The following is a 20,298-nucleotide window of genomic DNA, read 5'->3' as shown; positions in this document are numbered from 1 at the left end:
ATTCTGGATAGGGAATACCCTTTATCCATTCATATAATTTCGGGTTATTCCTATGTCTATGAAGCTAAACTTATCAAAGTGTAATTTTAGGGAGCCCCATACATGCTCATCAACCTAAGAGCTTAGATTTTCCCATTGTCATCAACAATAGATAAAATGCTGAAAGGTTGCAAAAAAATAAAATTGAACAAAATAAAGAGTCCTATTATAAATAGGACTCTTTATTTTAGGTATTGTTGGTTGGTTTTTTCTAGCAGCCGAATCCGCCTCAAAAACAGCTACATCCAATTATAATTAACAGGATGAATAACACAATTAATAAGGCGAATCCGCCTCCAAAACAACCACAACCAGCTCCAAAACCCATATTGACTCCTCCTTTATAAATAAGGAGATAAAACAGTGGGACATATTTGCTTACGGCAGATTCAAATTCAGTATATGTTATAAGCGTATATACAGTGCAAGTCTTTATGTTGAAGTCGGTGTTGCTGAATTTTGTTCGAAGCGAGATGATACCTCTTCCTCCTTTTGTATGGATAATGATAGAATAGGAGAAAAAACTTCCATACATATAGGAAAGACATTCGGGGGGAGCAGAGTTTGCAAAATAAGAAGTTGTATTCCAGATTGTATCGAAATTTTGTGCTGATAGGAGGAGCTTTACTACTTTTTGCACTTCCAGTTCAAGCAGCGGATAATCCTCCTGCGACTAGCGTACAAGAGAATCAAATCGTGGCATGGACGAAAGGAAATTCCATTTGGACGCTTCCTTATGGATTAACGGGTGCTAGTTATGTAGGGTCTACGAATGATTATTCGGGTAAAGAGATTCAGCTAGTTCAGAAGATGATTGTAAATGATGTGGTATGGTATCAATTTAGTATAAATGGTCAAGTAATCGGATGGCTTGATAGCCGCGCGCTAAGTGATTTGAAAAATATCCAAACGATTAATCAGACTGCTGTGATGGGGGCAACGGCAGTCAATGGTGTATGGTCGATGCCATACGGTGTATCGGGTGCGAATTATTTAGGTTCAACGGATCTTTACGCTTACCAAGATATTCAGTTGGTAGAAAGTGCTACATATGGCGGTGTGCAGTGGTATAAATTTAGCGTAGATGGCAAGGTAATCGGCTGGATAGATCAAAAGGCGTTAGATAATGCTGGGGAAGCAAAAGATGCCAATTTTACGGTTACAATCGGAAGTACTTATAACAATGGTATATGGACAACGCCTTATGGGGTCACAGGTGCTAAGTATATTGGAAGCACCAATGATTATGCCTATCAAACAGTTCAAGTGGTGAAGACTGTAACGCGAGGGAATGTAACATGGTATCATGTGATGAAAGATGGCAAACTGCTAGGTTGGATTGATGGAGAGAAGGCAGTTTCAGATTTACAGAATGTAAAAGATGAAAATTACTCTGCTGTAATGGGTCTTTCTACGAAAGGAGACGGAATATGGAGCGCTCCTTACGGCGAATATGGCGCAAGTTGGGTTGATTCTACCAATAGTTATAGCTATCAAAACGTACAGGTTGTACAAAGTGCCACGAAAGGAACGGTTACGTGGGATAAAATTATGGTAGACAACAAAGTATTGGGTTGGGTAGATGCGAGAGTATTTACGAAAACGATATCGAATATAAAAGATGAAAATCGAATCGCACTTGTTGGAGATACGGATGGTCATGCAGTATGGAGTGCACCTTATGGTGAAAATGGTGCATCCTTTGTTGGTTTTGCAAATAATTATGATAGTCGTCCGATTCAGATTACCCGCAGCTTAGATAAAGATGGGGTGCATTGGTATTATTTTAAAGTAGATGGTCACGAAGAAGGTTGGATTGATGTAAATGCAATTTCTAGTGCAACGAATATTCAACCTTTAAACAAAGTTGGACATGTGAGCAATGCAGCAGGTAATGCGGTCTGGACGAAGCCTTATGGAATGCAGCATGCTAATTATGTTGGTTCTGCAGCGGATTTTGTACATCAAAACTTGAATTTATTACAATCTGCAACCTATAACGGGGTGACGTGGTACCAAATTGAGCAAAACGGCCGCACTGGATGGCTCGATAGCCGAGCGGTTAGCCTAGGTGGAATCACACTTGCAGATAGTTTCCATACAGTTGATGATAATAACCAATTAATTGTAGTTACAACGAATGGTTACGGAACAAACTTAGCACGTATTCGTACGTTTGAACGTGTAAATGGTGCTTGGAAGCAGCTGTTAGATATTAATGGGCATATTGGCCGGGATGGATTTGCATCGAAAATGAGTGAGAATGTTGTGCAGTCGCCGAGGGGAAAATATTCTATTGGTACGGCATTTGGTCGTTATGGCAACCCAGGTACAAAATTACCATTCCGTCAAATTACGTCGGATGACGTTTGGGTTGATGATTCGAACAGTGCTCTCTATAACACGTGGCAGTCTCGCAGTGCGACGCAGGGACAATGGAACAGTGCTGAAAGGATGGATATATCTGCTTATAATTATGGATTTGTCATTAACTATAATACAGACAGAATTCCAGGTGCCGGAAGTGCAATCTTCTTCCATGTTTCTGATATGTATACAAATGGTTGTACTGGTACGGATCAGCAAGACGTTATTTCTATATTGAAGTGGCTAGATCCAGCTAAAAATCCGGTGATCATTCAGAGTCCTGAATCTGAGTTAGGAAATTATTGAAGAGGTTTATCCCGTATTAACGGGCAGTAAGATACCCACCTCAAGATGAAGAAAGAAACGAGTAAGATAGGTGGGGGACAACTGCCCGCAAAAGCCCGATTGGTGAGAGCTTTCCATCAGTGGGGGATGAAGAAAACCCCCACTGATGGAAGTTTCACTTTATATAAAGGGAAAGAAAAGGATAGATGCAAGCAGTTACATACTGCCTGTTCTATCCTTTTTTTAATAATAACTCAACACGTATGAAAAATATCCTATTTTAGGGAATGCTAATACAAGCTGTGTTAGCGATTATTTGGGTTCAATATATGATTTATAAATTAGAGAAAAACAGCACATGAAACAAACAGGAGGAAGGTAACATGCATGAAATCATAATGTCAACTTTCGCAGGATTAATCGTAGGAATCATATTTACTCTGTTAAAACTCCCGATTCCTGCACCCCCGGTTTTCTCAGCAATCATGGGAATCATTGGTGTATGGGGTGGAATGAAGTTAGTTCAATTTTTTTTAGGTTAAGTTAGGCGGTAAAATGAACTTTGGCGGGTTCGAGGTTCTTATCGTAAGTGTGAAATACGTAAATACCTTAGTTAATGCTTTAAATAGAAATATCTCCAAATCAACAATGGCCGTCTTGGTTAATATAAATAATTTGCTAATACCTTTGACAAATTACTGTCAGAGGTGTTTTTTCTATGCACAGAGTACGGAAAAATAACAAAAGAGACCTTAAAGAGTCTCTTTTTCTACATAATCACTGATATCGGTAGTGAAATGGATATTTTTTTCGTTTCTATTATATCTCGAAGAATGTTCTTTCGAATGTCCCCGGGGTAAATTGCACCCCTGCATCGGGTTCGAAGATCTCAATATTTGTGTAGAGAACTGATACAAGAACCATAATCTGTCCTCCAGGGAATTCTAATGTTGCTGCAGGTGGACTTAGCGTAAGCATTCTAGTAATTTGTCCATTTCCTCCTGAGGTAAATTCTCCTGATGCTTCAAGGGTTCCACTAACTTCAGTTCTCTTCGTATTACTAGAAAAGCTTCCATCTCTGTTCATGCAAGCGTATACTGCCAGTGCATCTGCCATTGCAATAACCGTTGTCGTCACATTATCGTCAAGACCTGCTATTTGAAATGAAACTAACAGGTTCCCGCTTGAAGAAGGTCCAGCGGCACTGGCATTAATAAATTGTGCATTCGTCTTAAAATTTTGATTCGTCATGAAATCTCATCCCCTTATTCATGATAATTCAATATATGCCTGTACGAGGAAGAACGAAAGGGACAAGAGTGGAAAATTTTAAGTGTATGAGAAAAAATAATGAGTGAAACAGAGATGGATATCGTACTTTCGCAATTATAAAAACCACTGTACATACAGTGGTTTTTATAATTGGATTATCTCCCTTTTTATCCCGCTATTCGTGGGCAGTAAGATCCCCACCGATGGAAGTTTCACTTCATTTCCGTTATATCTCAAAATTTGTTCTTTCGAATATTCCCTCAATAGATACTGTGCCGGTATGGGGTTCTGAAACTTGAACATTCGTGTAGGAAGCCGATACAAGAACCATTTCTTGTCCTAGAGGGCATTCTAATGTTAGTGCAGGTAAATATATTGTAAGGGTTCGAGTAACTTGCTCAATTTTTCCGGATGTAAATCTCACAGATGCTTTAACGGGTCCGCTTACTACAGCTTTTTTCAGATCGTTAGGGAAGTTTCCGCTCCTGTTTATGCAAGCGTATACTGCAGTTACATCAGCGCTTGCAGTAGCTGTTGTCGTCATATTATCGTCAAGACCTGCTATTTTAAATGAAACTATCAAGTGCGCACTTGGAGAAGGTCCAGCGGCATTTGCGCTAATAAGGGGTGCACCACCACTGATTTCAATTTTTTTAGACGGATGAGTGATCGATTTTGACACCACTACTGCATTTTGTAATGTATTAGCTAAAGTGGTCGTATAAATTTTAGCCATGACTGTATTTTGCGAGTCTACAAATTGATTGTTGTTTTGTAGATTAGTACCATTTTGTAATCTTGCATCATTATTTTGATTATCACATAAATTTGGAAAGTGCTCTCTAAAGTATTGACTATTATAATGAATATCATCACTTTGATACGTATAGCCAGATTTGTTAGTAGTGTATAGCTTTTTTTTATTAGAAGTCATTTTTTCACCTCTAAATGAAACGTTTTATAATGTCTGTATACATAATATATATAAGATGCAATGAATTTGTTTGCATATGCATTTAAATGTTTTTATCCTGCTACTTTTGGGCAGTAAGAGTCCGATTGGTTCAACTAATAATCAGTGGGGGATGAAGAACCCCCCCACTGATTAAAGTTTCACTTTATTTTTCGACTCATTTGTGCTGCTGTTTTCCTAGTTCCATATTTCTTACCTCTTGCATACATTATGTTAGGCATTGAGAACTATTTTGAATTGAGGTGTGAATGATGGGAACACAAGAATCAAGTGAGACACACCAGTCAAGTGATATACAACAACCAAATGGTACACAGCATTCAAGTGAGACACACCAGTCAAGTAATACACAACATTCAAGTGTATTCACCTCTAGTACGAATCCGCCATCCAATCCGCTTTCTAAAGAGGCGAAAAAATTAGAAAAGGAGATTTCTACACTTATCAAGGATGTTTTAGGTGATTTGAAAATGAGTTTAAAATTACAAAAATCACAGATGAAAAGGAACATTCGTAACATGGATATTGCAAATAAGCAGGAAATCTTACAGCAAACAGAGGAAGGCTTACAAGCTATACTTATGGATATAAAAGATCAAATTCGGATGGACATAGAACAAATGGAGAAAAAAGAGGATGCGATTTCTGTATCAATAGAGGCAGATGCAGAGAAAAAACCTGAAATCAGTAAGAAGAAAATTCGTAATATACTTCCGAAGGAAAAAGAGAGTGATGAATAGGAGATATCCATCACTCTCTTTTTTATCCTAAAGTTTGTGGAGGAACAGTAAAACCAACAATAGAACATATAGAAAATACGTAGATGGTTGTTGGTGTAGTAAGATTATCTACAAAAAACGCAAGACAATCGCATACTTTTAATACAAAGATATTGTCAATGATGGAAGGAAACCCTTCAACGAGCAGGTTTATTTTCAATCCGAAATTTGAAGTTGCTTCTAATTCTGTGCCCACCGTGTGGGAACAATATTTTTTACAATTACGTTTACAATCACAGTGTTCAGTTTCTTTTTTTATGCTGTCGCAATTGTTAGTTGTAGCAAGTAGAAAATCAAAAACTGGATTGTTAACGGCACTAATACCTGTAATTTTATTTATTTGTAAGGTTGTATTTAGAATTGGTGTATTTAGATGTGCCTTTTTAAATGTTACAGTTGCACAATCATTTACATTAGTAATGACCGGATTTGGAATCGGGTTTTCTAGCGGAGTCGTTGTATTTACATAGATGTTTATCTGTTTATCTGCGGGGGTAGGAATCGTAGTTTGGGCATTTTGTATCATGCGCAATAATGCGGATAAAGATGCAGTACAACAATCACATTCTTTAAACTTACAATCACAGTCTTCAAAGCTGCAACCACATTTTTTTCGATTATGTTTTCGAGTTTTTTTCTTTTCATTGCACTCACATTCTTTAAACTTACAATCACAGTCTTCAAAGCTGCACTCACATTTTTTTCGATCATGTTTTCGATCTTTTTTCTTTTCACTGCAATCGTGTTCTTTAAACTTACAATCACAGTCTTCAAAGCTGCAACCATATTTTTTTCGATTATGTTTTCGATCTTTTTTCTTTTCATTGCACTCGCATTCTAAATTCACATTAACGGTAACACCACCTACATTTGTGGAGATGGTTTGGGTATTGTTTAACGGGGAGTCATTTGTATGCCCCTGAATAGTTTGTTGTCCTTGCGCTTGGAGCTGGTCTCCTAATGTTTGTGTTTGTTGCTCATGTTGCTTTTGTGTTTGTCCTTTGTTCTTGGTCAACAATAGGTCCTTCTTGCTCAGCATTTTGTCGATTATTTTGTTTTTGTTCTTGTTCAGGTCCTTCTTGTTTAGCGTTTTGTTGAGTATCCTGTTCTTGTTCGACGTCTTGTTCAGGTCCTTCTAGCTTAGCGTTTTGTTGAGTATCCTGTTCTTGTTCGACGTCTTGTTCAGGTCCTTCTTGCTTAGCGTTTTGTAGAGTATCTTGTTCTTGTTCGACGTCTTGTTCAGGTCCTTCTTGTTTAGCATTTTGTTGAGTATCCTGTTCTTGTTCGACGTCTTGTTCAGGTCCTTCTTGCTTAGCGTTTTGTTGAGTATCTTGTTCTTGTTCGACGTCTTGTTCAGGTCCTTCTTGTTTAGCGTTTTGTTGAGTATCCTGTTCTTGTTCAGGTCCTTCTTGCCTAGTATTTTGTCGATTATTTTGTTCTTGTTCAGGTCCTTCTTGCTCAGTACGTTGTCGATTATTTTGTTCTTGCTCTTGCTCTTGTTCTTGGCAGTGACAATCACACCTAGATCTGAAACATTTTCGACAAAAGCCAATAGGTGGACAAATGTCTTTTTTTCTATGGCGTCTATCTCTATCACACTCGCATTTTTCTTTACGGCATCTGTCACATTTTTCCTTGCGGCACTTTTCTCTATCGCAATCGCACTTTTCTTTACGGCATCTGTCACATTTTTCCTTGCGGCACTTTTCTCTATCACACTCTCACTTTTCTTTACAGCATCTGTCACATTTTTCTTTGTGGCACTTTTCTCTATCGCAATCGCATTTTTCTTTGCGGCACTTTTCTCTATCGCAATCGCACTTTTCTTTACGGCATCTGTCACATTTTTCCTTGCGGCACTTTTCTCTATCACACTCTCACTTTTCTTTACAGCATCTGTCACATTTTTCTTTGTGGCACTTTTCTCTATCGCAATCGCATTTTTCTTTGCGGCACTTTTCTCTATCGCAATCGCATTTTTCTTTACAGCACTTTTCTCTATCGTAATCGCATTTTTCTTTGCGGCACTTTTCTCTATCGCAATCGCATTTTTCTTTACGACATCTTTCTCTATCACACCTTTCTTCTTTGCTGCTCATATGTTCTCTCCTTTCTTTCAGATTTCTTCATTGTATTCAGAAGCAAATTGGAAAGTGCGGTATGGATAAGTACCCCTTTATTTTTGTGATATTTTAAAAAAATTCATATAATCACATTGTTTTAAGTGTAATTTTAGATGTTTAAGAAACAAAAATAATTTAAGAGCACATAAATTTGTATAGTGACAATAAAGTCATTTAAAGGATAGTAAAGCTCTTTCAAATGGGGGTTTAGTAAGTGTACACATTCATGTAAAGGGGAGTTGGAAGAGAGGTTGTCAATATAAGAAGACTATGGCAGTATATAAAAGTATATAAGGACGACCTATATTTTTATAAAAAGGAAATTAAATCCAATTCTTATATATTAGAATGACAATAACGGATGGAGGAAATGGAATTATGTCGAATTTACCAAATTGCCCAAAATGTAATTCAGAATACACGTACGAAGATGGAGTCCTTTTTGTTTGCCCAGAATGTGCACATGAGTGGAGCTTAGAAACTGAAGGTAGCGAAGATGAAAAGGTTATTAAAGATGCGAACGGAAATGTTTTAAACGATGGTGATTCTGTAACAGTAATCAAAGACCTTAAAGTAAAAGGAACTTCACTAGTCGTAAAAATCGGTACAAAAGTAAAAAATATTCGTTTAGTTGATGGCGACCATGATATTGATTGCAAAATTGATGGTTTCGGACCTATGAAATTAAAATCTGAATTTGTTAAAAAGGTATAAAGTAAAGCATTTATCCCGCATTAACGGGCAGTAAGACCTCCACCTCGAGATTCAGAGAAAAGCGAAGAAGCTAGGTGCCCGTAAAAGCCCGATTGGTTCAACTAACCATTCGAAGGAAAAGCACCTCCGAATGGAAGTTTTACTTTATAGAAACTTAAAAGGATTACCTTGTATTCATAAGAGGTAATCCTTTTTAATCTGTTTTCTTTTTTATCATTTTGTTGAAATGACTAACTATCGAAGAATAAAAGTTTGTAAACATTGCAGTGTCTAACTCCTTTAAGCGGTTGTTAAAAATAAGTGCTATTACATGAAAAATTGATGAACGATTTTTATAAAACAAGCAATACAAGATAATAATACAAAGCCACCTAAGCAAGAACCAGTAACAATTTGGGTGAATAATAAATCTTGATTTTCGTTCATGAGAATCCGCTCCTTTGTCATATCCTCTAGCTTTATCCCGCATTAACGGGCAGTAAAACCCTCACCTCAAGATTGAGAGAAGCGAAGAAGCTAGGTGAGGGATAACTGCCCGTAAAAGCCCGATTGGTTCAACTAACCATCAGAGGGGGATGAAGAATCCCCCTCTGATGGAAGTTTCACTTTATTGTTAGCTTACATGGAATCAAGAAGCGGAAACATCGAATTGCCTAACAAATTTCTTACATTATTGTAAGAATTCTTACATTTAGAAAAAATGCTATTCTAGTTGAGAGAATAGCGTTTTTTTAATGAATAGCTCATTTTTAAAATATGGTAAAGCTCATCAAGCTTTTGGATTTCATAAGTTGGATTTATGTCAGTGTTGTTAGGTTTCATCTCAGGATTGAACCAACATGTGTCTAGCCCAGCAAGCTGTCCGCCTTTAATATCGGCGCTTAAGGAATCTCCGATAATTAATGCTTGTTTTGGAGAGAAATTAGGAATTCTTGCAAAGACATAATCAAAGTATTCCTTCATTGGCTTTTGAAAGCCAGTGTCCTCTGAAACAAAAATATCTTTAAATAGTGGATGTAATCCTGAATTACGTAAGCGTTTATCCTGTGTTTTGGAAACACCATTCGTAACAATATATAAGTTATATTGCTTTTGTAAGTTTGTTATTAATTTAAAGGCTCCGTTAACAAGCTGATTTCCTTCTTCTAAGTAGCTGCGATAGTTCTGTTCCAGTAAGATTCCGTCAACCTCTTGGACGTATTTTTTGAATAAAATAGAAAAACGAGTATTTACTACCTCATCACGATCTAGTTTTCCTTCTTCAAAGGGCTTCCAAAGACCTTGATTGACTTCTTTATAATGTGCCTCGATTTCAGCTGTTAAGGGGATTTGTTGCTCTTCGAAAAGCGAACGCAGCGCTACGCGTTCTGCTACACCAAAATCCAATAGTGTATCATCTACGTCAAATAATAACGTTTGATAATGTTTCAAAAGTCTTCCCCCATTTTTTCTTTTGTTACCCAGTATAGTACTTTTTTGTTTAATGATTGGTGAAAAATGGTTTTTGATACTAGGATTGAAAATTGTGTGTAGAAAGACTGTCATTAAAAAGGTATGAAATTAAAGGTGGTTTTATAGGGGAGAGTAGCTGTTATAATCTTTGTTAGTTAAATGATATTCAATATATTAATATAATAGAATTTACAATGGGTATTACTTTTATTCAATACATTCAAGGGCTGTATATATACTAAACCTCATTTTTATTCTTAACACTCTATATTGCTATTCCTCAAATCATTTTCCTACTATACAATTCGAATGAATTGCTCATTTTGTGGGGGTACATGGGAAGAATCTTAATTTATTTTCGTTAAATCGCCGTTTTGCTTGAAGTTTATATTAAGCTACCTTATGATAAATGTTATGAATCTTTTTCCTCATTTTTCTTAACACTCCATATTGCTGCTTTCCTCTTTCATAATAGGAAAGGAGTTTTTTCGTGAATATATATATCATTTTGTTATTTTGTATATGTACCATTTTTCCTCTTGTTCATTTATTTCATTGTTTGCCTTTATTTCGCAGGTCAGGAGAGAATATACAGCAACAATCTATGATGGAAAAGGGAATTAGTATTCTTGTTCCTTGTTATAATGAACAAAGTATCATTGAAACGTCAATTGCAAGTATGAAATCGTTGCCGTATGCGGATTTTGAAGTTATTTATATTAACGATGGTTCATCAGATGAAACGCTCTTCTTATTGAAAAAGTTGTTACAATTAGTACCTTGTCATAAGGTGCCTGATGGAAAGTTGTTTTATAAAGATATAAAAACATTTTATCAATCTGAACTTTATCCTAACATCTATGTGATAGATAAAGAGAATGGCGGTAAAGCAGATTCGTTAAATGCTGGGATTGAATATGCGAATCATGATATTGTCATTACACTTGATGCAGATAGCATTTTGGCAAATCAGTCGTTACCTCTTATTAATCAAGTGTTTGAAGATGAGAATGTAATTGCTGCAGGTGGCATGGTCCATGTTCTTCAAACGAAGATTATGGATGGTACGAATCGTTTGTCTTTGTTGACTTCTAATATATTAGTCCGTGTTCAAATGCTTGATTTCTTGAAATCCTTTTATATTTTGAAGACATCGCTTGCTCGTTTTCGTGCTCTTTCTATCATATCTGGAGCATTTGGTATCTTTACTAAACAAGTACTATTAGAAGTCGGAGGATACCGCTCTACACTAGGAGAAGATATTGATATCACGTTGCGAATGCAAAAATATATATCTAAACACAAGCATAAAAAGGTTGTATTTGTGCCTGAAGCGGTTTGCTATACGGAATGCCCTGAAAACTGGCATGATTTATTTAAACAACGAGTAAGGTGGCAGAAAGCTTTTATTGATTGCTTAATTCATTTCCGCTCGTTTTTCTTCCAGACCTTGTTTACAAAATCTGTTTCATTTTTCTTCATGTTTGAAGCATTTCTCACTGGAACAGTTATGGCCTACGTTATGACAGGGGAACTTATAAAAAATGTAGTTGAGGGGCAGTATTCTCTTACTCATTATATACTTGCATATTTAGTAAGTGTTTTATTGTTTGGTATTTTGTATGATGTAGCAGCTATCTTCATGTGCAAGTATTATGGCTTTACGTTTCAAGGTAGGGATAAGTACCGCTTAGTTTCTACCATTTTCTTTGATATTCTGGTATATCGCTTTGTGACTATGTTTTTTGTGATGTATGGCACAATTTCCTATTTCTTCAATAAGCATGATTGGAATAAGGTTACGCGTACTGGGCGTAAGTATGAAGTGGGCTCTAAGTCTGCAGCATAATACATATTTCTAAGAAGTGTGTATGTCGAATTTATAAATGTAGAACAAAAGTCTAGTTGGATTTTTGAGCCTCTTTTTAGTAATGATTATGCTGTTCTGATTTATATTAAAGCTGTGGAATAAGATATAACTATAAAAAAAGAAAGAGTTCATGCTCTTTCTTTTTTTGTACTGAATTATATTAGCGATTTTTAGCATTTATCGTTTTTCTTCTTATGTTTTATGTGTTAAAGGTCATAATGTTTTTAAAAACCCAATAAACTTCTCTAAACTTTGTGACCTTTGTTTCCCGCGTTTAATAATAAAATCAATCTTCATTTTGTCTGGTAATTCCTCATGATGAATGGTCTTCATTTCGTTTCGGCTATGTGCAACATCTGCTGGCATGATACTAATCCCAAGCCCTGCATGAACAGCTTGGAGAATGGATTCAAGTGAATCAAATTCTATAATAGTTGGTTGATTAAAATGATGTTTCTCTGCAAAATCTAACAACTTATTTCTATATATACAACTTGGATCGCTATTCACAAGTAGTGTTGGATGATGATGCTGTTCAATTGGAGAAATGAGTATAAGGTTTTCGAAATAACGGTAAATACTTTCGAACTGTGAATCGTTATATGTACCGCTTATAAAAATTCCATCAACCTCTCCGTAAGAAAGCATTTCTTGTAATTTTGGCTTATTATTCGTCCGGATTTTTAGATCAATGTTTGTATTTGATTGCAAAAAAGAAGAGAAGAGCCACGGAACTTTCACAGCAGAAATCGTTTGAGATGCCCCGATGATTAAAGATTCTCTCCACTTTTTCGGATTTATTTTTGATTTGGCTTCATCCATTAACATCATAATTTGATTTGTGTAATCTAACAAAACTTCTCCTTGGTCAGTTAATGTTACTCCTCTGTTATTACGTATTAATAATGGGACGCCTAGTTCTTCTTCTAAGCTTTTTATGCGCTGGCTTATATTTGGCTGTACATATCCGAGTTTTTCAGCGGCTCTAGATATAGATTGTAATTCAGCAACATGTTTAAAAATCCATAAATCGTGACTTTCCAAAAATACATCCCTCCACTGATATCATTTTAAATGATACCGGCCTCATTATTCAGTATTATACCTTTCGTATGAGCGAAGATACAATGAGTCATAACAAATATGAAAAGAAGAGGAGAAGGAAAAATGGAGATAAGAGATAAAGTGGCTATTATAACAGGCGGTGGTACTGGTATCGGAAAGGCTGCGGCTATAAAACTAGCAGATGCAGGAGCGAAGGTTGTGATTAATTATAGCCATTCGGAAAAAGAAGCGTTAGAAACAAGGGACGAAATTGTACAATGCGAAAGTACAGCGCTCATTGTGAAAGCCAATGTAGCGATAGAAAAAGAAGTTGAGGACATGGTACTGCAAACCGTGAAATCTTTTGGGACAGTAGATTTTTTAGTGAATAATGCAAGTATAACAGCGCAAATACCTATGGATGATTTGCAGTCTGCAACGGATGAAGTGTGGGATTCTCTTTTTAACGTAAATGTGAAAGGAATGTTTCATTGTGTAAAGGCTGTTGTTCCTCATATGAAGAAACAACGATCGGGTGCTATTGTGAATGTAGGCAGCGTTGCCGGAATAACAGGGCTAGGTTCGTCTGTACCGTATGCAGCAACAAAAGGAGCTATTCATACGATGACAAAATCGTTAGCCATTGCACTTGCACCTGAGATTAGGGTAAATAGTATCGCTCCTGGTGCAGTTCATACGAGATGGTGGGCTGACAATGAAGAGAAGATGTATCAACTTGCGGGAAACATACCGCTGAAAAGAATTTCAACACCTGATGAGATTGCAGAGGCTATTATTTTTCAATTGACTCAGGAGTCTATTACAGGACAGGTATTTACAATTGATAACGGGCAGACGCTTTGAAGTTTCACTTTATAAAAAACATCTTCTTATTTCATATGTAAGAAGATGTTTTTAGTTATAGATGTTCCGAAGGTTCACGGTTACACAACAGAACGTTGAAAATCGTATGTGTATTTTTAATTTTGTTCCTTCAGTTTATCGTTTAAAATATTCTCCTCCAAGACAGCAAATTTATCACCATATACTTTCGTAATATGTTTTTCTCCCCAAGTACATAGAGAGCTTAAAATATCTTGTAAGCTCCATCCATATTCACTTAGTTCATATTCCACTTTTGGAGGCACTTGATTGTAAACAATACGATTGATGACGCCATCTTCTTCTAATTCACGTAATTGCTGCGTTAACATTTTCTGTGTAATGTTTGGCATAAGACGTTTTAATTCACTTGTGCGTTTTTTACCATGAGTAAGATGACAAAGAATCACACATTTCCACTTTCCTCCTATTACTTCGAGTGTTGCTTCTACGGAAATATTGTACTTTTTTTTCTCCATGCTCTTCCTCCTAATTGACAGGTACTTTTTAGTTCCTATAGAACTTTTTGGTACCTATATTACTTAAAAGTACGTACTTTTCTTTATTTCTTCTATATCCCATAATAACATTTGCTGGCGGATTCTTACCATATGGTTTTCTATATAGTTTGTTTAGAAGAGATGGAACGATACAACAAGAAGATGGGGAGGAGAAAGAATGAGTTTAGATAAAAAACGAAGTACATTGGCACTGTTGGCATTAGCTGTAAGTGCTTTTGCAATCGGAACAACAGAATTTATTAGTGTAGGATTATTACCACTTATTGCGCAAGATTTAAACGTTACTGTTACAACAGCTGGATTAACTGTTTCTTTATATGCTTTAGGGGTGACATTTGGAGCGCCTGTCTTAACTTCTTTAACATCCAGTATGTCGCGTAAATCTTTATTACTTTGGATTATGATTGTCTTTATTGTTGGAAATAGTATTGCTGCGAGTGCAACAAGTATCAGTTTGTTGCTAGTTGCTCGTGTTGTTTCTGCGCTTTCACATGGTGTGTTTATGTCAATAGGCTCTACGATTGCCGCGGATTTAGTTCCAGAAAATCGCCGAGCAAGTGCGATTGCGATTATGTTTACAGGGCTCACAGTAGCAACTGTTACAGGTGTTCCAATTGGTACATTTATTGGACAACAATTTGGCTGGAGGGCTTCTTTTGTAGTGATCGTTGTAGTAGGTATCATTGCTTTCATTGCAAATAGTATTCTTGTTCCATCTAATTTGCGAAAAGGTAATCGAACAACATTTCGTGATCAAATTACTTTGATCACAAACGGTCGTTTACTTCTTTTATTCATTATTACAGCTTTAGGGTATGGAGGTACATTCGTTGTCTTTACGTATTTATCTCCATTGTTACAAGAGATAACTGGGTTTACGGCAGGGGCTGTTACTATTATTTTACTCGTTTATGGAGTAGCAATTGCGATTGGTAACGTCATTGGTGGTAAAGTAGCGAACCGTAATCCGATTCGTGCATTATTCTATATGTTTATCGTACAAGCGGTTGTACTCTTTATATTAACGTTCACAGCTCCATTTAAGATAGCTGGTCTTATTACAATCATTTTAATGGGATTATTAGCGTTTATGAATGTACCAGGATTACAGATATATGTAGTGATGTTAGCTGAACGTTTTGTACCGGGTGCAGTAGATGTGGCATCTGCAATTAATATTGCTGCATTTAATGCTGGAATTGCCATTGGTTCTTATTTAGGTGGTGTAATTACAGATTCGATTGGGCTCATTCATACGCCTTGGATTGGAGCATTAATGGTTCTAGGAGCTGTAATTTTAACAGGTTGGAGCAAGACTCTAGAACAAAAAGATCAAAAACGTGCAGCGTAGAAAATTTTCTTTAAAAATTAGGAGGTTTATTTATAATGGCGAAACATTTACAAGATAAAACAACTTTGCATAACGGTGTACAAATGCCTTGGTTTGGTATTGGGGTATTTAAAGTAGAGGAAGGTCCTGAGTTAGTGAATGCTGTAAAAACAGCGATTACACATGGCTACCGTAGTATTGATACAGCAGCGATTTATGGAAATGAAGAAGGAGTTGGGCAAGGGATTCGTGAAGGAATACAACAAGCGGGTATTTCTAGAGAAGATGTATTCGTCACATCAAAAGTTTGGAATGCAGATTTAGGATATGAGTCTACAATTGCTGCTTATGAGACAAGTTTAAATAAACTTGGACTAGAGTATTTAGATTTATATTTGATTCATTGGCCTGTAGAAGGGAAATATAAAGAGGCATGGAGAGCATTAGAGACTCTTTATAAGGAAGGACGAGTAAAAGCGATTGGAGTAAGTAATTTTCAAATTCATCATCTTGAAGACTTAATGAAAGATGCAGAGATTAAACCAATGGTGAACCAAGTAGAATACCATCCACGCTTAACGCAAAAAGAGCTGCAAGCATTTTGTCAGGAACATGACATTCAGTTAGAAGCGTGGTCGCCGTTAATGCAAGGACAATTACTTAATCATGAAGTTCTTCAAGAAATTGCTAACAACTATAACAAATCTGTTGCCCAAGTCATTTTACGCTGGGATTTACAAAATGGTGTTATAACCATCCCGAAATCTACAAAAGAACATCGAATCATTGAAAATGCAGATGTATTTGATTTTGAGTTAAAGGAAGAAGATATGAAACGCATTGATGATTTGAATGAAAATCATCGTGTTGGTCCAGATCCTGATAATTTTGATTTTTAACGCATTATCCGAAAGAATTCTCCTTCCTCAAGCGTGTGCAGGGCGATAGCCCAACGGTAGGTGGGAGATGAATTTCGGTTTGGTTTAGCCGAAAAGCACTTGATTTTTCTTTTTATGTTTTCTTTCTTTATAATCAGTCTTATAAATAATAAAGGTTGATATATCAATGAAATTAGATAGTAATAATCATTCAGTATTCTTGCTGTATTATCACCTTGTATTAGTTGTGAAATACAGAAGGAAAGTATTTGATGATACCATATCTGACTATGCAAAAGATATGTTTGTAAGACTTTCAGAAAGCTACAATATAACGTTAGTAGAATGGAATCACGATGTTGACCATGTACATATTTTGTTCAAGGCACATCCTAATACAGAAATGACAAAGTTCATTAATGCGTATAAGAGTGCGAGTTCTCGGTTGATAAAGAAAGAATTTCCACAAGTGAAAAAGAACCTTTGGAAAGAAATGTTTTGGTCAAGAAGTTTTTGTTTGATAATTACTGGTGGTTCACCAATAGATGTAGTAAAGAAATATATTGAAAATCAAGGTGAAAAGTGAGGTGAAATGATATGACAAAGCATAATAAAGCATACAAATTCCGTTTGTACCCAACAGAAGAACAGGCACAACTTATGCGTAAAACTTTTGGTTGTGTTCGATTTGTATATAACAAGATGTTGGCTGAACGAAAAGAAATGTATGAAAAATACAAGGGGAACAAGGAAGAACTAGAGAAACAAAAATTCTCTACTCCTGCGAAATACAAAGCAGAGTATGAATGGTTGAAAGAAGTCGATTCATTAGCTTTGGCAAACGCTCAACTAAACTTGCAAACTGCCTATAAGAATTTTTTTAGTGGTCAAAGTGATTTTCCTACATTCAAAAGCAAAAAAAGTAGAAAATCATATACAACAAATATGGTAAATGGAAATATTATGTTGCTTAATGGTCATATCAAATTACCGAAACTTAAAATGGTCCGAATCAAGCAACATAGAGAGATACCACAAGACCATATCATCAAATCATGCACTATTTCGATGACCCCAACTGGTAAGTATTATGTGTCTATCTTGACTGAATATGAAAAAGAAATCATTCAAAAAGAAGTGGAAACTGTGGTTGGATTAGACTTTGCAATGGTTGAATTGTACGTTAGTAGTGAAGATGAGAAAGCCAATTATCCTCGTTTCTATCGTCAAATGTTAGACCGATTAGCAAATGCACAACGAGTATTAGCAAGACGTGTCAAGGGTTCTCAACGATGGAATAAACAACGGATTCGTGTAGCTAAGTTGCATGAAATGGTTGCAAATCAACGTAAGAACTTCCTTCATCACAAGTCTAAAGAATTAGCTATTAACTTTGATGTTGTAGCAATAGAAGACTTGAATATGAAAGGAATGTCACAAGCACTTAACTTTGGTAAAAGCGTTGCTGACAACGGTTGGGGGATGTTCACGACCTTTTTAGCGTATAAGCTACAAGAACAAGGAAAACAACTTGTAAAGATAGATAAGTGGTTTCCTTCTACAAAGATGTGTAGTAGTTGCGGAAACATAAAAGACATGTCATTATCTGAACGCACTTATGAGTGTTCTTGTGGACTGAAAATAGGCCGTGACCATAACTCGGCAATCAATATCAAGAATGAAGCAATACGCTTATTAGCATTAGCATAAGTAACATCAAAAACCCTTGGAACAAGGGAGTTAGCTCGGCGGTCTTAGACTAATTCGTTAGCTATCAAAAGTAACGACTAACCGAGAAGCCCCCACTTCAATTAGGCTCGTAAGGACCAATAAGTGGTGGGTAGTTCACGTACAGTTACAGATATGAAAAAAACTACTGTTTATGCAACTAGTAAAGCATGATGAACGAAAAGAGTATAGATGTCATGCAGATTGTTCATTCGAAGAAGTTTTCTAAAACATTAAGGAGGTTTTTGAAGATGATCGTTGTTACAAACAGAATTAAAACAAAAGTAGGATTTGCAGAAAAGATGGCCCCAGCATTCACTCGTCCAGGTGCACTGCAAAAAATGGAAGGTTTTGTGAAGGTTGAAGTTTTAATTACACAAAACTTAACTGAGCATGATGAAATAAGTGTAAACACGTACTGGGAAGATATGGACAGCTTTACTAACTGGAGAAATAGTGATGCTTTTAAAGAATCACACAAAAGACCAGAGCCAGGTTCTAAAGAAGCACAACAAGAATCACCGATTTTAGGTAACCAAATTGTTGTTGCAGAAGTTGCAGGCGTAATGGAGGCACTTCCTGAGAAGTAATGCAATATAAATATGCTTTTTAATAGGAACGGATGTATCCGTTTCTATTCTATTATTTAATTTAAAAAGGTAAAGTGAATGTGTGTCCCAAAACGAAAAAGTAGTATCTTTTTCGTTTTGGGACATTTTTATTTTCTTAAGAAAATCTTAAGAAACCTCCTCGCTATTTATTAAGAAACGATATTTATACTTAGAGGTATCTTACACAATACTGAATAAGCGAGGAGATATTGCATGCAATTGATTACATTCTTAAGTGAGTTTATTAAGCACCCGAAAAACACTGGGGCGATTGCTCCGAGCTCGAAAATATTAGCGAAAAAAATGGTGGATGCTATCAACTTTGAAGAAGCGAAATATATTGTGGAATTAGGACCTGGAACAGGATCTTTTACAAGAGAAATAATGAAGAGAAAAAAGAAACATACTACATTGATTCTGATTGAAATTAATGAAGTGTTTTTCAAAGATCTACAGAAACAGTTTGAGGATGATCCAAGCGTTTTTGTTGTACATGGATCGGCTGAAAATATTCAAAAGTACATCGAAGAGTTAAATATAGAAAAAATCGACTATGTATTATCTGGATTACCGTTCACTTCTTTACCGGTGGAAGTATCATTGCGTATTTTAAGCAATGTTATGGAAGCATTACAAGAGAATGGTGAATTCATAACATTTCAATATTCGCTCGTAAAGAAAGCATTTATCCAGAAGTTCTTTCCAGCGATATCACTTAAAAAGGTGTGGTTCAATTTCCCGCCAGCTTATGTGTTTTGTTGTGGAAAAGAACAAGGGAGGACTGTAGCGAATGGAATTACATGAATTGTTATTATACATTCAACATTACGGTTACGGTGCTTTGTTTTTTTGTTTATGGTTAGGGATTATTGGGATGCCAATTCCTGATGAAATGGTTGTGATGAGCGGTGGATTTGTTTCATCGATGGGTATATTAAAACCAATTCCAGCTTTTATGTTAACGTATTTAGGTGTTGTGTCAGGGCTCTCTTTAGGATATATACTTGGGAAAATGTTTGGTTCGAAAATTCTTGATAGAATTATGAAAAAGAAGAAGATGAAGTATCTTTTAAAATCACAAGAACTACTGAATAGATACGGGCGTTATGCATTGGTAACAAGCTATTTCATACCGGTAGTGAGACATATTGTTCCTTATTTAGTTGGAATCAATAACATGCCATTTAAAACGTATGCCAAGTACTCATACGTTACAGGATTTGTTTGGACATTGTTATACTTTGTAATTGGGTTTGTTTTTGGAGGAAACATAGAGCGTATTGTAGAACTCACAACTAAGTATGGTGTGTTTTTGGGAGTAGCTATTGCTGCTGCATTTAGTATTTCCTATTTATATAGACATCGAAAAGAACAGATCGTTATAAGTAAAGAATCAAAGGAATCATGCAATGAAGATTTGATAGGCTGAA

22 protein-coding genes are annotated in these 20,298 nt (G+C 36.1%); 13 read left to right on the top strand and 9 right to left on the bottom strand.

Annotated features, from left to right (window positions below; translation table 11 throughout):
- Positions 1 to 268 precede the first annotated feature (268 nt).
- Positions 269 to 367, bottom strand: coding sequence for a YjcZ family sporulation protein (locus tag NKR74_RS21980; protein WP_098308481.1), 99 nt, complete (start codon positions 365 to 367; stop codon positions 269 to 271).
- Between the two features lie 236 nt (positions 368 to 603).
- Between NKR74_RS21980 and NKR74_RS21975 the strand changes: the two genes are divergently transcribed.
- Both NKR74_RS21975 and NKR74_RS21970 read left to right on the top strand, forming a co-directional pair.
- Complete coding sequence (locus NKR74_RS21975; RefSeq protein WP_253630841.1) at positions 604 to 2,712, top strand: GW domain-containing glycosaminoglycan-binding protein; 2,109 nt, start codon at positions 604 to 606, stop codon at positions 2,710 to 2,712.
- A gap of 362 nt (positions 2,713 to 3,074) precedes the next feature.
- Positions 3,075 to 3,233: a XapX domain-containing protein gene (locus tag NKR74_RS21970; protein ID WP_098308487.1), complete on the top strand. Its 159-nt coding sequence runs from the start codon at positions 3,075 to 3,077 to the stop codon at positions 3,231 to 3,233.
- A gap of 277 nt (positions 3,234 to 3,510) precedes the next feature.
- Here the strand turns inward: NKR74_RS21970 and NKR74_RS21965 are convergent, their stop codons facing one another.
- Entirely contained in the window at positions 3,511 to 3,942 is a 432-nt protein-coding gene (locus tag NKR74_RS21965; protein WP_253630840.1) for a hypothetical protein, read from the bottom strand.
- A gap of 247 nt (positions 3,943 to 4,189) precedes the next feature.
- Complete coding sequence (locus tag NKR74_RS21960; protein ID WP_253630839.1) at positions 4,190 to 4,897, bottom strand: hypothetical protein; 708 nt, start codon at positions 4,895 to 4,897, stop codon at positions 4,190 to 4,192.
- A 290-nt stretch (positions 4,898 to 5,187) separates the two neighbouring features.
- Here NKR74_RS21960 and NKR74_RS21955 point away from each other — a divergent pair, with 290 nt between their 5' ends.
- Positions 5,188 to 5,676: a hypothetical protein gene (locus NKR74_RS21955; protein WP_253630838.1), complete on the top strand. Its 489-nt coding sequence runs from the start codon at positions 5,188 to 5,190 to the stop codon at positions 5,674 to 5,676.
- A gap of 22 nt (positions 5,677 to 5,698) precedes the next feature.
- Here NKR74_RS21955 and NKR74_RS21950 read toward each other — a convergent pair whose 3' ends face one another.
- Positions 5,699 to 6,730 (bottom strand): hypothetical protein, encoded by a 1,032-nt coding sequence (locus NKR74_RS21950; RefSeq protein WP_253630837.1) that lies wholly within the window; start codon positions 6,728 to 6,730, stop codon positions 5,699 to 5,701.
- Positions 6,731 to 6,850: 120 nt separating this feature from the next.
- Entirely contained in the window at positions 6,851 to 7,792 is a 942-nt protein-coding gene (locus NKR74_RS21945) for a hypothetical protein (protein ID WP_253630836.1), read from the bottom strand.
- A gap of 424 nt (positions 7,793 to 8,216) precedes the next feature.
- Between NKR74_RS21945 and NKR74_RS21940 the strand changes: the two genes are divergently transcribed.
- On the top strand, positions 8,217 to 8,552 hold the full coding sequence (locus tag NKR74_RS21940) for a zinc ribbon domain-containing protein YjdM (RefSeq protein WP_098308947.1): 336 nt from the start codon (positions 8,217 to 8,219) through the stop codon (positions 8,550 to 8,552).
- Between the two features lie 306 nt (positions 8,553 to 8,858).
- Here NKR74_RS21940 and NKR74_RS21935 read toward each other — a convergent pair whose 3' ends face one another.
- Positions 8,859 to 8,978 carry a DUF4027 family protein gene (locus NKR74_RS21935; protein ID WP_141525022.1) on the bottom strand — a complete coding sequence of 40 codons (120 nt, stop codon included), beginning with the start codon at positions 8,976 to 8,978 and terminating at the stop codon, positions 8,859 to 8,861.
- Between the two features lie 282 nt (positions 8,979 to 9,260).
- The gene (locus tag NKR74_RS21930) at positions 9,261 to 9,983 is read right to left on the bottom strand and encodes a YjjG family noncanonical pyrimidine nucleotidase (protein WP_253630835.1); all 723 of its coding nucleotides are present in this window, start codon (positions 9,981 to 9,983) and stop codon (positions 9,261 to 9,263) included.
- Between the two features lie 511 nt (positions 9,984 to 10,494).
- Between NKR74_RS21930 and NKR74_RS21925 the strand changes: the two genes are divergently transcribed.
- Positions 10,495 to 11,853 (top strand): glycosyltransferase family 2 protein, encoded by a 1,359-nt coding sequence (locus tag NKR74_RS21925; protein ID WP_253630834.1) that lies wholly within the window; start codon positions 10,495 to 10,497, stop codon positions 11,851 to 11,853.
- Between the two features lie 234 nt (positions 11,854 to 12,087).
- Here the strand turns inward: NKR74_RS21925 and NKR74_RS21920 are convergent, their stop codons facing one another.
- Complete coding sequence (locus NKR74_RS21920; RefSeq protein ID WP_253630833.1) at positions 12,088 to 12,918, bottom strand: LysR family transcriptional regulator; 831 nt, start codon at positions 12,916 to 12,918, stop codon at positions 12,088 to 12,090.
- Positions 12,919 to 13,041: 123 nt separating this feature from the next.
- Between NKR74_RS21920 and NKR74_RS21915 the strand changes: the two genes are divergently transcribed.
- Positions 13,042 to 13,782 carry an SDR family NAD(P)-dependent oxidoreductase gene (locus NKR74_RS21915; protein WP_253630832.1) on the top strand — a complete coding sequence of 247 codons (741 nt, stop codon included), beginning with the start codon at positions 13,042 to 13,044 and terminating at the stop codon, positions 13,780 to 13,782.
- A 116-nt stretch (positions 13,783 to 13,898) separates the two neighbouring features.
- On the opposite strand, the gene NKR74_RS21910 is transcribed toward NKR74_RS21915, so the two are convergent.
- Positions 13,899 to 14,279, bottom strand: a complete 381-nt coding sequence (locus NKR74_RS21910; RefSeq protein WP_253630831.1) for a winged helix-turn-helix transcriptional regulator — start codon at positions 14,277 to 14,279, stop codon at positions 13,899 to 13,901.
- A 199-nt stretch (positions 14,280 to 14,478) separates the two neighbouring features.
- On the opposite strand from NKR74_RS21910, the gene NKR74_RS21905 reads away from it, so the two are divergent.
- From NKR74_RS21905 to NKR74_RS21875, 7 genes are all read left to right on the top strand, one after another.
- Entirely contained in the window at positions 14,479 to 15,672 is a 1,194-nt protein-coding gene (locus tag NKR74_RS21905) for an MFS transporter (RefSeq protein ID WP_098308943.1), read from the top strand.
- Between the two features lie 35 nt (positions 15,673 to 15,707).
- Positions 15,708 to 16,550, top strand: coding sequence for an aldo/keto reductase (locus NKR74_RS21900; RefSeq protein ID WP_253630830.1), 843 nt, complete (start codon positions 15,708 to 15,710; stop codon positions 16,548 to 16,550).
- Positions 16,551 to 16,716: 166 nt separating this feature from the next.
- Positions 16,717 to 17,115, top strand: a complete 399-nt coding sequence (gene tnpA / locus NKR74_RS21895; protein ID WP_253630829.1) for an IS200/IS605 family transposase — start codon at positions 16,717 to 16,719, stop codon at positions 17,113 to 17,115.
- A gap of 11 nt (positions 17,116 to 17,126) precedes the next feature.
- Positions 17,127 to 18,239 carry a transposase gene (locus NKR74_RS21890; protein ID WP_253630828.1) on the top strand — a complete coding sequence of 371 codons (1,113 nt, stop codon included), beginning with the start codon at positions 17,127 to 17,129 and terminating at the stop codon, positions 18,237 to 18,239.
- A gap of 269 nt (positions 18,240 to 18,508) precedes the next feature.
- Positions 18,509 to 18,847, top strand: coding sequence for a heme oxygenase (locus NKR74_RS21885; protein WP_253630827.1), 339 nt, complete (start codon positions 18,509 to 18,511; stop codon positions 18,845 to 18,847).
- A 234-nt stretch (positions 18,848 to 19,081) separates the two neighbouring features.
- A complete protein-coding gene (locus NKR74_RS21880) occupies positions 19,082 to 19,672 on the top strand; it encodes a class I SAM-dependent methyltransferase (RefSeq protein WP_253630826.1) in 591 nt (196 codons plus the stop codon).
- Entirely contained in the window at positions 19,659 to 20,297 is a 639-nt protein-coding gene (locus NKR74_RS21875) for a DedA family protein (protein ID WP_253630825.1), read from the top strand. The genes NKR74_RS21880 and NKR74_RS21875 overlap by 14 nt, the downstream gene beginning before the upstream one ends.
- Position 20,298 lies beyond the last annotated feature (1 nt).

Source organism: Bacillus sp. 3103sda1 (assembly GCF_024159135.1).
GTDB lineage: Bacteria > Bacillota > Bacilli > Bacillales > Bacillaceae_G > Bacillus_A > Bacillus_A rhizoplanae.
This window is presented reverse-complemented; position numbering and strand designations above follow the sequence as displayed.

Bases quoted from the DNA above. Each gene is read 5' to 3' on its own strand.
- NKR74_RS21875 (WP_253630825.1), top strand. From the start codon at position 19,659: ATGGAATTACATGAATTGTTATTATACATTCAACATTACGGTTACGGT.
- NKR74_RS21900 (WP_253630830.1), top strand. From the start codon at position 15,708: ATGGCGAAACATTTACAAGATAAAACAACTTTGCATAACGGTGTACAA.
- NKR74_RS21910 (WP_253630831.1), bottom strand. From the start codon at position 14,279: ATGGAGAAAAAAAAGTACAATATTTCCGTAGAAGCAACACTCGAAGTA.
- NKR74_RS21940 (WP_098308947.1), top strand. From the start codon at position 8,217: ATGTCGAATTTACCAAATTGCCCAAAATGTAATTCAGAATACACGTAC.
- NKR74_RS21970 (WP_098308487.1), top strand. From the start codon at position 3,075: ATGCATGAAATCATAATGTCAACTTTCGCAGGATTAATCGTAGGAATC.
- NKR74_RS21935 (WP_141525022.1), bottom strand. From the start codon at position 8,978: ATGAACGAAAATCAAGATTTATTATTCACCCAAATTGTTACTGGTTCT.
- NKR74_RS21980 (WP_098308481.1), bottom strand. From the start codon at position 367: ATGGGTTTTGGAGCTGGTTGTGGTTGTTTTGGAGGCGGATTCGCCTTA.
- NKR74_RS21885 (WP_253630827.1), top strand. From the start codon at position 18,509: ATGATCGTTGTTACAAACAGAATTAAAACAAAAGTAGGATTTGCAGAA.
- NKR74_RS21965 (WP_253630840.1), bottom strand. From the start codon at position 3,942: ATGACGAATCAAAATTTTAAGACGAATGCACAATTTATTAATGCCAGT.
- NKR74_RS21915 (WP_253630832.1), top strand. From the start codon at position 13,042: ATGGAGATAAGAGATAAAGTGGCTATTATAACAGGCGGTGGTACTGGT.
- NKR74_RS21890 (WP_253630828.1), top strand. From the start codon at position 17,127: ATGACAAAGCATAATAAAGCATACAAATTCCGTTTGTACCCAACAGAA.
- NKR74_RS21955 (WP_253630838.1), top strand. From the start codon at position 5,188: ATGGGAACACAAGAATCAAGTGAGACACACCAGTCAAGTGATATACAA.
- NKR74_RS21960 (WP_253630839.1), bottom strand. From the start codon at position 4,897: ATGACTTCTAATAAAAAAAAGCTATACACTACTAACAAATCTGGCTAT.
- NKR74_RS21905 (WP_098308943.1), top strand. From the start codon at position 14,479: ATGAGTTTAGATAAAAAACGAAGTACATTGGCACTGTTGGCATTAGCT.
- NKR74_RS21880 (WP_253630826.1), top strand. From the start codon at position 19,082: ATGCAATTGATTACATTCTTAAGTGAGTTTATTAAGCACCCGAAAAAC.
- tnpA (WP_253630829.1), top strand. From the start codon at position 16,717: ATGAAATTAGATAGTAATAATCATTCAGTATTCTTGCTGTATTATCAC.